At 66.3% G+C, this 11902-nt stretch carries 12 protein-coding genes; 9 read left to right on the top strand and 3 right to left on the bottom strand.

The window, feature by feature from the left end; translation table 11 throughout:
• Positions 1-61: 61 nt before the first annotated feature.
• Entirely contained in the window at positions 62-1033 is a 972-nt protein-coding gene (locus tag KHP16_RS01375; protein ID WP_109582147.1) for a Bug family tripartite tricarboxylate transporter substrate binding protein, read from the bottom strand.
• Positions 1034-1220: 187 nt separating this feature from the next.
• Between KHP16_RS01375 and KHP16_RS01370 the strand changes: the two genes are divergently transcribed.
• Entirely contained in the window at positions 1221-1994 is a 774-nt protein-coding gene (locus KHP16_RS01370; RefSeq protein WP_109582148.1) for an IclR family transcriptional regulator, read from the top strand.
• Between the two features lie 38 nt (positions 1995-2032).
• Entirely contained in the window at positions 2033-2644 is a 612-nt protein-coding gene (locus tag KHP16_RS01365) for a TetR/AcrR family transcriptional regulator (RefSeq protein ID WP_211959462.1), read from the top strand.
• Here the strand turns inward: KHP16_RS01365 and KHP16_RS01360 are convergent.
• Positions 2601-3209, bottom strand: a complete 609-nt coding sequence (locus KHP16_RS01360) for a TetR/AcrR family transcriptional regulator (protein ID WP_211959461.1) — start codon at positions 3207-3209, stop codon at positions 2601-2603. The two genes, KHP16_RS01365 and KHP16_RS01360, sit on opposite strands and share 44 nt — an antisense overlap.
• A 133-nt stretch (positions 3210-3342) precedes the next feature.
• Between KHP16_RS01360 and KHP16_RS01355 the strand changes: the two genes are divergently transcribed.
• Positions 3343-4086 carry a DUF2076 domain-containing protein gene (locus KHP16_RS01355; RefSeq protein ID WP_211959460.1) on the top strand — a complete coding sequence of 248 codons (744 nt, stop codon included), beginning with the start codon at positions 3343-3345 and terminating at the stop codon, positions 4084-4086.
• Positions 4087-4230: 144 nt separating this feature from the next.
• On the opposite strand, the gene ilvD is transcribed toward KHP16_RS01355, so the two are convergent.
• Positions 4231-6090, bottom strand: a complete 1860-nt coding sequence (ilvD, locus tag KHP16_RS01350; protein WP_211959459.1) for a dihydroxy-acid dehydratase — start codon at positions 6088-6090, stop codon at positions 4231-4233.
• 304 nt (positions 6091-6394) lie between these two features.
• On the opposite strand from ilvD, the gene KHP16_RS01345 reads away from it, so the two are divergent.
• The 6 genes from KHP16_RS01345 (at position 6395) to KHP16_RS01320 (ending at position 11886) form a co-directional block, all read left to right on the top strand.
• Positions 6395-6724, top strand: coding sequence for an ArsR/SmtB family transcription factor (locus KHP16_RS01345; protein WP_211959458.1), 330 nt, complete (start codon positions 6395-6397; stop codon positions 6722-6724).
• Positions 6721-7803: an ACR3 family arsenite efflux transporter gene (gene arsB, locus KHP16_RS01340; protein WP_211959457.1), complete on the top strand. Its 1083-nt coding sequence runs from the start codon at positions 6721-6723 to the stop codon at positions 7801-7803. The genes KHP16_RS01345 and arsB overlap by 4 nt, the downstream gene beginning before the upstream one ends.
• A gap of 19 nt (positions 7804-7822) precedes the next feature.
• Positions 7823-8245, top strand: a complete 423-nt coding sequence (gene arsC, locus KHP16_RS01335; RefSeq protein WP_109582155.1) for an arsenate reductase (glutaredoxin) — start codon at positions 7823-7825, stop codon at positions 8243-8245.
• Positions 8242-9021, top strand: coding sequence for an arsenical resistance protein ArsH (gene arsH / locus KHP16_RS01330; RefSeq protein ID WP_211959456.1), 780 nt, complete (start codon positions 8242-8244; stop codon positions 9019-9021). The genes arsC and arsH overlap by 4 nt, the downstream gene beginning before the upstream one ends.
• Positions 9018-10259, top strand: coding sequence for an MFS transporter (locus tag KHP16_RS01325; RefSeq protein WP_211959455.1), 1242 nt, complete (start codon positions 9018-9020; stop codon positions 10257-10259). Before arsH ends, KHP16_RS01325 begins: the two co-directional genes overlap by 4 nt.
• 295 nt (positions 10260-10554) lie before the next feature.
• Entirely contained in the window at positions 10555-11886 is a 1332-nt protein-coding gene (locus KHP16_RS01320; protein WP_211959454.1) for an MFS transporter, read from the top strand.
• The last annotated feature ends 16 nt before the right edge of the window (positions 11887-11902 follow it).

Here is an 11902-nt window from a genome sequence, read left to right as displayed (position 1 = left end):
AAAGGGGCCACGGCGGGCCGCAAACGGCCACCGCAGGCAAGGCACATCGAGAAGGGAAGAGTTATTTCGGCGTCATGCCGGAGGTCCGCACCACATCGCCCCACTTGGCGTACTCGGCCGCCACGGTCTTCTGCATGAACTGCGGCGTCCCCGGCCAGGCCTCGAAGCCGAGCGCATCGAGCTTCTGTCTGACCTGCGGCATCCTGAGGACCTGCTGCAGCTGCGTGCTCAGCTTCTGCACGACGGCGGGCGGCGTGCCGCGCGGCGCGACGAGCGCGGTCCAGCCGAGCGCCTCGTAGCCCTTTACACCGGCCTCGATCATCGTTGGCACCTCGGGCGCAATCGGCGAGCGCGTGCTGTCGAGCACGGCCAGCGCCTTGAGCTTGCCGGCCTTGATGTTCTCGTGTTGCGCGCCGATCGTGTCCACCATCAGTTGCGCGCGGCCGGACATCACGTCGATCGACGCAGGCGCGCCGCCCTGGTACGAGACCGTAGTGATGTCCACATCGGCCTTCGACTTGAACAGTTGCAGCGCGAGTTCGAAAGCCTGCGCGCCGGACGCGAACATCAGCTGGCCCGGCTTCTTGCGCGCATCGCGGATGACAGCCTCCACGCTGTCGTAACCGCTCGCGGGGCTCGCCAGCAGGATCATCGGCGCCTTGGCCACCATGCCGATCGGCTCGAAGTCGTTGAGCGCGTCGTAAAGCTTGTTGGCCTGCAGGTGCGGACCCGTGGTCAGCGTGCCGCTGACGGCGAGGCCGAGCGTGTAGCCATCGGGCGGCGCCTTGGCGACCATGCCCATCGCGATCATGCCGCCCACACCGGGCCGGTTCTCGATGACGAACGACTGGTTGTTGAGCTTCGACAATTCCTGCCCAATCAGGCGGCTGATCGTGTCGGAGGCGCCGCCCGGCGGATAGCCGACCAGCAGCTTCACGGGGCGGGTCGGGAAGTTGTCGGGCCCCTGCGCGTGAGCGCCGCCGGCCAGCAGCAGCGCCAGGCAGGTGGCGGCGAGAAGGGGTGCGCGTGTCATGTTGTCTCCATAGGTGCTTTTTTGTTTTGTGCAGCCGGTCAGTACAGTATCGGTACGCAGGCGCTCTCCCGTAAAACGCTCGATACCGATTCATTCACAATGTGAACGTACGGATTCCCCTGTGCTACACAGCGGCGGGCACGGTACGGATAATGGTGCGTGTCATCCTTTCGCAGGAGTTCACATAGTGAATACGCAAGACCCCCGGACGCGCGGCGCGCAGGCCGTGTTTCGCGCGATCGACCTGCTCAAGCTCGTCGGGCTCAACCACGAGCGGGGCATATCGCTCGCCTCGCTGGTCGCCGCGACGGGATTGGATCGCGCCACGGCCTATCGCTTGCTGAGCTCGCTGGTGCAGAGCGGCATGGTCGCGCGGGACGATAGCAAGCTGTACCGCCTGGGGCTGGAGTCGATGCAGCTGGGCCTTGCCACGATGAGCCGCGTGCCGATCATGGAACGTTGCCGGCCGACGATGATCCGCCTCGCGCGGCGTACCGAGGACACGGTGTATCTGGTGGTGCGCAATGGCGACTACGCCCATTGCGTGCACTACGAACAGGGCGCGTTTCCGATAAAGGCACTCGTCCTGCAGGTCGGTGGCCTGCGGCTGCTCGGCGTCGGCTCGGCGGGGACCGCGTTGATGGCGACGCTCTCGGACGCGGAACTCGAAGGCTTTCACGCGCGGCATGTCGCCGAACTACCGCCCGAGCGGAGCTCTCTGCCGCACTTGATGCGGCAGGCCGCGCAGATCCGCCAGCAGGGGCATGCGCTGACGGACAACCTCGTGGCGACGGGGGTGGGCGGCGTCGGCGTGGCGTTCGAGGTCACGCCGGGCACCTATGCGGCGATCAGCATCGGCGCGATCCGCTCACGGATGGACGACACGCGGCGACGCTGGATTGCGGAGCTCATGCGGGAGGAATTGCGCGGCGCGGGATGGCCCCTTCTCCCCGCGCCATGAGGTTTGCGCGAACGCACGACTACCGTCACACTAGCGCCATGGGTCATTCACAGGCATCGAAAGCCGCCACGCGCGAGCGTCTTGTCGTTACCGCCGCGCGGCGTCTGCTGCGCGAGGGTACGCAAGGCGCGTGCGTCGCCGACATCGCGGCGGACGCGGAGATTACGGCCGGGGCCATCTACCGGCACTTCGCGTCGCGCGATGTGCTGCTGCAGGAGGCATTCGCGACGGCCGCCACGGTGCTCGAAGACTGGAAGGCCAGGGCGCCGGACTTCGACACGGCCATTGCCATGTACCTGAGCGCCTCGCATCGCGACGCGATCGACTCGGGTTGCCCCGTCGCCGCGCTGGCCAGCGACATGGCCCATACGCACGAGGCCACCGAAGACGCCCTGCGCGCGGCGTACACGCGGCAAGTGCGGGCGGTCTTCGACATGCTCGCCGATAGACTGCAGGCGCAAGGCGATACTTCCCCGGAAGCCATTCAAGAAGCGCGTAGCAGGGCCATCGTCTCGTGGTGCGCGAGCGTCGGGGCGCTCGCCCTGTCGCGCGCCGTTACCGACCGCGCGCTGGCCGACGGCATTCTTGCGGACGTCGCCACGCAAATCACGCGCTGGCAGGTACTTCCGCCGGCGCAAACGCGTCGATAAGCCGGTCTGCCACCGTATCGAGAATTTCCCGCGATAACCCAGGATCGTCGACCGCCCGTGCCAGCGTCAGCGCGCCGACACAGGCGCTGAATACCAGCCGCGCCCGCGCTCCCCGATCGTCACGATCGTCTCGCCCGTCCGCAGGCAACAACCGCTCGAAGAAGTCGAATACCCGAATCAGCTGCTCGGTGTAGACATTCGCCGCATCGGACGCGACGCCGGGCCTCACGCCGCGCGGCACGTCATTGAGCAACGCCGCCAGCGGGCAGGAATCCGTCCGGTCATCCCGATGCCCTGGCGAGAGATACGCCAGAATCGCGCGCCGCAGGCTGCCGCGCGCCGCCGTCTCCCACGCCTCGAGGCCGGCGAAGGCGACGGTCAGCGCTTCCATCACCAACGCCTCGCGCGAATCGAAATGCTTGTAGAAGCCGCCGACCGTGAGCCCGGCCTCCCGCATGATGTCCGCCACCCCGATTCCGTCGATGCCACGCTCCCGAAACCGGCGGGCGGCAATCTGGACGATACGTTGATGCGTGGCGGCCTTCTCCGCGCGTGAATGCCTCATGATGAATGCATGTAGATGAACGCGGCCATCGTAGCACGCGACTCGGGTGCTTTAAGTCTTCCTTAAGTCTTGCTCCCTAGACTCAACGCGTACTCACTGCAAGCCGTACCATTCAACGGGACAGGAGATTGCCATGACCCCCCAGGAAACCCAAGCGCTGGAACGCTTCTTGACCCAACTCACGCAGGCGCGCGCCGCCGCGAAGGACCCGCAGGCCGAAGCGATGATCGCCGACGCGGTCGCGCGGCAGCCGGATGCCGCCTATCTGCTCGTGCAGCGTGCGTTGCTGCTCGACAATGCCCTCGCCAGCGCGCGCGAGCAGAACGCCGCGCTTCAGGCGCAGGTGTCGCAACTGCAGGCCGCCCAGGGGGGCGGTAACCGCGCCTTTCTCGATGACAACACATGGGGCAACAGCGTCGGCGGCGGCGCCTATGGCGCGGGACGCGCGGCGCAGGCCGGTGCCTCATCGATGGCGGCACCCCAGCCGGCGGCCGTTCAGGCGCCCGCTCCGGGACCCGGCCAATCACCGGTGGCGTATTCGCCCGCCACGGCACAGCCACCTGCAAGGTCTGGCTGGCTCGGCGGCGGACTCGGTGGGACCCTCGGCAGCATCGCGACGACCGCGGCCGGCGTTGCGGGGGGCGCGTTCCTGTTCCAGGGCCTCGAGAACATGTTCCATCGCAATAGCGCGAGCAATGTCCTGGGGAACCCGGATATGGCGGTGCTGGAGCAACCCAACGAGACCGTCGTGAACAACTACTACGGCAGCAACGACGGCGGGTCGATCGACACGGCCAGCACGTCGTCAGGCAACAGCTTCCTCGACGACGATAGCGACAACGGCTCGTTCTTCGACGACGACTCGTCGTGGACGTAAAAGACGAAGGGCCCGCCCCGATATCAAATACCCGATATCGAGGCGAGCCCTTCGATCCTGACCGCGCTCGGCCGCTCGGCCGCTCCGTGGCGTAGCGCCTTAGCGGATTATCGACCTGGCGGCTAATCGGCCTGGCGGCTCCGTTCAGTCATCCAGCAGCGACAAGTCCCGCACCGCTCCCTTGTCCGCCGACATCACCAGCTTGGCATAAGCCTTCAGCGCCGCCGTCACCTTCCGCGGCCGCGGCTTCGCGGGCTTCCAGCCCTTGGCGTTCTGCGCTTCGCGCCGACGCGCCAGCTCCTCGTCCGACACCAGCACATTGATCGTGCGATTCGGAATGTCGATGCGGATCTTGTCGCCATCGCGCACGAGCCCGATCGCGCCACCGGCCGCCGCTTCCGGCGAGCAGTGGCCGATGGACAGGCCCGACGTACCGCCCGAGAAGCGGCCATCCGTCAGCAGCGCGCATGCCTTGCCGAGGCCCTTCGACTTGATGTAGCTCGTGGGGTACAGCATCTCCTGCATGCCGGGGCCGCCCTTCGGACCCTCGTAACGCACGATCACGATGTCACCCGACTTGACCTTGTCGCTCAGGATGTTCTCGACGGCCTCGTCCTGCGACTCCGTCACGTGCGCATTGCCCTCGAACACGAGAATGCTCTCGTCCACGCCCGCGGTCTTCACCACGCAGCCGTCGAGCGCGATATTGCCTGTCAGCACGGCCAGGCCGCCTTCCTTGGAGAACGCATGCTCGTACGAACGGATGCACCCCTCGGCGCGATCGAGGTCGAGGCTCGGCCAGCGCGTGTTCTGGCTGAAGGCCACCTGCGTCGGAATGCCGGCGGGGCCCGCCATATAGAACTTGCGCACCGCTTCGTCCTGCGTGCGGACGATGTCCCACTGGTCCAGCGCATCCTTGAGCGTCGGCGTATGGACGGTTGGCACGTCGGTGTGCAGCTTGCCCGCGCGATCGAGTTCGCCGAGGATCGCCATGATGCCGCCGGCGCGGTGCACATCCTCGATGTGGTACTTGTTCGTGTTCGGCGCCACCTTGCACAGCTGCGGCACGATGCGCGACATGCGATCGATGTCCGCCATGGTGAAGTCGATCTCGGCTTCGCGCGCGATCGCCAGCAGGTGCAGGATCGTGTTGGTCGAACCGCCCATCGCGATATCGAGCGTCATGGCATTCTCGAACGCCTTGAAGCCGACCGAACGCGGCAGCACGCGGTCGTTCTCCTGCTCGTAGTACTCGCGCGTGAGTTCGACGATACGGCGGCCGGCGCGCTTGAACAGCTGCTCGCGGTCGGCGTGCGTGGCCACCACGGTGCCGTTGCCCGGCAGCGACAGGCCGAGCGCCTCGGTCAGGCAGTTCATCGAATTGGCCGTGAACATGCCCGAGCATGAACCGCACGTCGGGCAGGCGGAACGCTCCACCTCGGCCACATCGGCGTCCGAGTACGACGAATCGGCGGCGATCACCATCGCGTCCACCAGGTCGAGCTTCTTGAACTCGACGGCCTTGGTCACGGGGTTGGCCAGACGCGTCTTGCCGGCTTCCATCGGACCGCCCGACACAAAGATCACGGGAATGTTGAGCCGCATCGCGGCCATCAGCATGCCCGGGGTGATCTTGTCGCAGTTGGAGATGCACACCATGGCGTCGGCGCAGTGGGCATTGACCATGTACTCGACGGAGTCCGCGATGATGTCGCGGCTCGGCAGCGAGTACAGCATGCCGTCGTGGCCCATGGCGATGCCGTCATCGACCGCGATGGTGTTGAATTCCTTCGCCACGCCACCGGCGGCCTCGATCTCGCGCGCGACGAGCTGTCCGAGGTCCTTCAGGTGGACGTGTCCGGGAACGAACTGGGTGAACGAGTTGACCACCGCGACGATCGGCTTCGAGAAGTCTTCGTCCTTCATGCCGGTGGCGCGCCAGAGCGAGCGCGCCCCCGCCATGTTGCGGCCGGCGGTGGAGGTTTTGGAACGGTATGCGGGCATCGTGGGAACTATGGAAATCGCGGCTGATGAAATCTGCGGCAATCCGCAGGAGGCTGCAGGACTGCCGATAGGGGGCATGAACCATGAACCCCGCGGGCCCCGCGAGTAGGAGCCCTTCGCTCGCCCGTGCGAACAACCTCTTGAGCCGCGCCGTGGGCAAAACCCGGCGATTATCCCATAACGCGTCCACATCACGTCCACAGCACGTCCACGTCACGTCCATCACGCGGTTGGGCGTCCTGACCGAGCCTGTGCCACCGGTATGCCTCTTGGCATTATTCGACATTTCCACTATATTCGAAATATGGAAACCGATAACGCCCTCGAAGCCCTGAGCGCCCTCGCCCATGGGGTGCGCCTGGCCATCTTCCGTCTGCTCGTGCAGGCCGGCCGTGAAGGCCTGCCCGCTGGCCGGATCGCCGACATCATGGAGATGCCGCCGTCGTCGCTGTCCTTTCACCTCAAGGAACTGCACCGCGCCGACCTGCTGGCCAGCCGTCAGGAAGGCCGTTCCATCGTCTACATGGCGCGCTTCGACACGATGGAGGACCTGCTTGGCTATCTCACGGAGAATTGCTGCGCCGGCGTCCCCTGCGGCCCGTTGAACGCGTGCCCGCCCCCCGCGCGCGCATGAGTACCGTCCCACCGCTCGGCCCGTCCGCGCGCCCTGCTCCTACTGCTTCTCCCAGCATCGGCGTCTTCGAGCGCTATCTCACGGTGTGGGTCGCGCTGTGCATCGTGACGGGCATTGCGCTGGGCCAATGGCTGCCCGCGCTGTTTCACGCCATCGGCGCGATGGAGATCGCGCGGGTCAACCTGCCCGTTGGCGTGCTGATCTGGGTCATGATCATCCCGATGCTGATCAAGATCGATTTCGGCGCGATGGGTCAGGTTGCGGGCCACTGGCGCGGCATCGGCGTGACGCTGTTCGTGAACTGGCTCGTCAAGCCGTTCTCGATGGCGCTGTTCGGATGGATCTTCGTGCGGCATCTGTTCGCCGGATGGCTGCCCGCGGACCAGCTCGACGGTTATATCGCCGGGCTGATCCTGCTGGCCGCGGCGCCGTGCACGGCCATGGTGTTCGTCTGGTCGCAGCTCTGCAAGGGCGATCCGTATTTCACGCTGTCGCAGGTCGCGCTCAACGACGCGATCATGGTCGTGGCATTCGCACCGGTGGTCGGGCTGCTGCTGGGGCTGTCCTCGATCGCTGTGCCGTGGGACACGCTCATCGCTTCCGTGGCGCTGTATATCGTCGTGCCCGTGCTGATCGCGCAAGTCATCCGGCGCGCGCTGCTGGCGCATGGGGAGGCGACCTATCGGCGCACGGTCGATGCGCTGGGCCCATTTGGCATCGCCGCGCTGCTGGCGACGCTGGTACTGCTGTTCGGCTTCCAGGGCAATGCGATCGTCGGCCAACCGCTGATCATCCTGCTGCTCGCGGTGCCGATCCTGATGCAGGTGCTGCTCAATTCCGGCCTCGCCTATCTGCTCAATCGCAAGCTGGGTGTCGCCCACTGCGTCGCGGGGCCGTCGGCGCTGATCGGGGCGAGCAATTTCTTCGAACTCGCGGTGGCCACGGCCATCAGTCTGTTCGGCTTCCATTCCGGCGCCGCGCTTGCGACGGTCGTCGGCGTGCTGATCGAAGTCCCCGTGATGCTGCTTGTCGTGCGGGTGGTCAATCGCTCGCAGCGCTGGTACGAGGGCACTCAATGAGCGCCACGCAAGGAACACCATGACCGTCACCATTTACCACAATCCCGACTGCGGTACGTCGCGCAACACGCTGGCGATGATCCGCAACGCGGGCATCGAGCCGACGATCGTCGCGTACCTGACCACGCCGCCGGATCCGCACACGCTGCGGACGATGATCCGCGACGCAGGCCTCACCGTGCGCGAAGCGATCCGCGAGAAGGGCACGCCTTACGCCGAACTCGGCCTTGACGACCCATCGCTGACCGACGCGCAACTGCTCGACGCGATGCTCGCCCACCCCATCCTGATCAATCGCCCCTTCGTCGTCACCGAGCGCGGCACGCGGCTGTGCCGGCCTTCGGAAGCCGTGCTCGACATCCTGCCGCAGCCACAGCGCGGCGCCTTCACCAAGGAGGACGGCGAGGCCGTCGTCGATGCGCGGGGACAACGCCTCCGATGAACGATCTGCCCAATGTCGTTCCCGCGGTGTTCGACACGCCCGACCTGCGCAAGCTCGAACCCGCGCGCGTCAGCACGCATCCGCCGCGCATCCTGCTCCTCTACGGTTCGCTGCGCGCCACGTCGTATAGCCGCCTGCTCGTGTACGAAGCCGAGCGCATTCTGCAACGATTCGGTGCCGAGACGCGCGTGTTCGATCCCGCGGGGCTGCCGATGGCCGACACCGTGCCTGCCGATCATCCGAAGATCGCCGAACTGCGGGCCATATCGCAATGGTCGGAGGGACAGGTGTGGTGCAGCCCTGAACGGCACGGCACGCTGACCGCCGTGTTCAAGAACCAGATCGACTGGCTGCCGCTCGAGTTCGGCGGCATCCGGCCGACACAGGGCCGCACGCTGGCGGTGATGCAGGTCAGCGGCGGGTCGCAGTCGTTCAATGCCGTCAATGCGTTGCGTGTGCTCGGGCGCTGGATGCGCATGGTGACGATTCCGAACCAGTCGTCGGTCGCCAAGGCGTATCAGGAGTTCGATGCCGATGGGCGGATGAAGCCTTCCCCGTACTACGATCGCGTGGTGGATGTCATGGAAGAGCTCTTCAAGTTCACGCTGCTGCTGCGGGATCGCAGCGAGTATCTGACCGATCGCTACAGCGAGCGCAAGGACGCCGCGCCGGCGGACGCACGCGCGCTCGCCACGGCGGCGATGCGGCACGAGGACGCGAACGCCGACACAGGCGGCGCTAAAGACGAGAGCGACAGCAACGGCGACCTCGAATGACGCACGACCCGCAGTCGTCCCCGAGCCGCGGCGTCATCGCGCGCCTCGGCATCGCCCAGACGCTCGCATGGGCCTCGACGTACTACCTCCCGGCCATGCTGGCCACGCCGATGGCCCGCGACCTGCATGTCTCGCCGCCAACGATCTTCGCCGCCTTCAGCGCCGCGCTCGTGGTCTCGGCACTCATTGGCCCAGCGGCAGGCAAGGCCATCGATCGCAACGGCGGCCGCTCCGTGCTCATCGCGATGAGCCTGATATTCGCGCTAGGCCTGGCCGCGCTCGGCGCCGCGCAAGGCGCGGTCAGCCTGTTTGCTGCGTGGCTGGTGCTCGGCATCGGCATGGGCGCCGGCCTCTACGAAGCCGCGTTCGCAACGCTGGTGGCGCTATACGGCCACCGGTCGCGCGGGGCGATCACGGGCATCACGCTGATTGCCGGCTTCGCCAGCACGGTCGGGTGGCCGTTGTCGACCTACATGGAAGCCCACGTCGGCTGGCGCGGGGCGTGCTTCGCGTGGGCGGCGCTACACCTGACGCTCGGGCTCGCGCTGAACCTCAGCCTGCCGCGTCGCAGCGCGACGCACACCGCCGCTGCCGCCACTGCGGTCGCCGCGTCATCCGGCAAGCCAGCCACGGCCACCGATCATGCTGCCCCATCGAACGTCGGCCCGGCCGGCCGCGCGGACGGCACGTCCCAACAGGCGCTGGCGTCGATCGCTCTATCCTTCGTCTTCGCCGCCACGTGGTTCATCAGCACCGCCATGGCCGCCCACCTGCCGCGCCTGCTTCAGGCCGGCGGAGCGACGCTGGCCACCGCGGTCACCGTCGGGGCCCTGATCGGCCCCGCGCAAGTCGGAGCACGCGTGCTGGAATTCGGCCTCCTTCGCAAAGTTCACCCGCTCCTGTCCGCCCGGCTCGCGGCGGCCCTCCATCCCATCGGCGCCGCGGCATTCGGCATCGTCGGCGCCCCGGCGGCCGCGCTGTTCGGCGTCCTGCACGGCGCAGGCAATGGCATCCTCACGATCGCAAAGGGCACGCTCCCATTGGTCATCTTCGGCCCCACCGGCTACGGCCACCGGCAGGGCGTGCTGATGGTCCCCGCGCGCATCGCACAGGCGCTCGCCCCGTGGCTGTTCGGCCTTTGCCTCGATGCATTCGGGATTGGCGCGCTGTGGGTGTCGTCGGCGCTTGGCGTGATGGCGGTGGTCATGCTGCTGATGCTGCGCCGTATCGGTCGATAACACTGCGGCCGATAACACTGCGGCGGGTAACGCTGCGGCCGGCTCGGGAATTTCCCTTAGTGCGGCACCTGCCACGACGCCCCACGTCGGGGAATACCCACCCTTTCGCCCGTCGCCGCACGCCCTTTTCGCACCATTCCCGCGAATTCCGCAACGGACACGAACAGGAGTTGGGCACTGTGACATCCAGTCATGACCTCGTGAGAAATTGACAGTATCGAGCGGCCCAATGAGGTCGTAAATTCGGGTCGTAAATTCTCGGTGCCACGCCAAAATTCCTACGAAGGAACACACCATGACCGCGTCCCCCTCGATGCCTCCGGAAATCGCCCGCAAGATTAGCTGGCGGCTGGGCCCTCTGATGATCCTGATGTATATGGCCAATCAGCTCGATCGCGCCAACATCGGCTATGCGGCCCTGACGATGAATCAGGAGCTCGGCATGACGGCGGCCCAATACGGCCTTGCCGCGAGCCTGTTCTTTATCGGTTACGTGTTGTTCGAGGTGCCGAGCAACCTCTGCATGTACCGCTTCGGCGCGCGGCTCTGGATGACGCGCATCATGATCACCTGGGGCGTCGTGTCGTCGCTCACATGCCTCGTGCCAAATGCGCAATGGCTCTATGTCGCGCGCTTCGTGCTCGGCGTGTTCGAGGCCGGCCTCTTCCCGGGCATGGTCTTCTATCTCACGCTCTGGCTGCCCGCAAAGGACCGCGTGTGGATGATGTCGCTGTTCGTCACGGCCATTCCGCTCACGGGCGTGTTCGGCGCGCCCATTTCCACCTGGCTGATGGCGCACGTCACGCTGTTCGGCCTCAGCGGCTGGCGCGCGATGATCTTTCTCGAGGGGCTCCCTTCCATCGCGCTGGGCATCTTCGTCTTCTTCTACCTGCCCGATAGTCCGGCCAGGGCACGCTGGCTCTCGCCCACCGAGAAGAGCGCCGTGGCGTCGGTGCTCGCGCTCGAGCAGAAGCAGAGCCAAGCGAGTGCATCGCAACGCCATGACAGCGTGTGGACGACCTTGTCCAACCCGCGCGTCTGGGCGCTCGGCGCCGTGTACTTCGGCATCAATGCCGGCATCGTGTCGCTGCTGTTCTTCCTGCCGCAGGTCGTCGCTTCGTTCGAGAAGACGCTCGGCGTGAAGTACACCATCACGCAAATCGGCATGATCACCGCGATTCCATTCGCGTTCGCCGCCGTCAGCATGCTCGTATGGGGTCGCATGATGCAGCGCCGTCAACTGTCGAGCCGGCATGTGGCGGGACCGCTGCTGGTATGCGCGGCGGCACTGACCACGGCGATGTGGATGACCTCGCCCTATGCGGCCATCGCCGCGTTCGCGATCGGTGCCGCGGGCTGCTTCTGCACGATGACGACGTTCTGGCAATTGCCCACCCGGTTCCTCGCCGAGCGCGCCGCGGCCGCCGGCATCGCGATGATCACGAGCCTCGGTGTGTGCGCGGGCTTTGTGCTGCCTTACTTCATCGGCTGGTCCAAAGATGTCACGGGGCACTTTGCCGTGGCATTCTATGGGGTGTCGATCCTGATGGTCGTCTCGGCGGTCATCGTCACCGCGCTGGAGGCGTCGCGACGCAAGGCGGCCGGCGGATTGACCCCCGCAACCTGATATCGAAGCATGTATC

The organism is Cupriavidus plantarum (genome assembly GCF_905397285.1).
Classification (GTDB): Bacteria; Pseudomonadota; Gammaproteobacteria; order Burkholderiales; family Burkholderiaceae; genus Cupriavidus; species Cupriavidus plantarum.
This window is presented reverse-complemented; position numbering and strand designations above follow the sequence as displayed.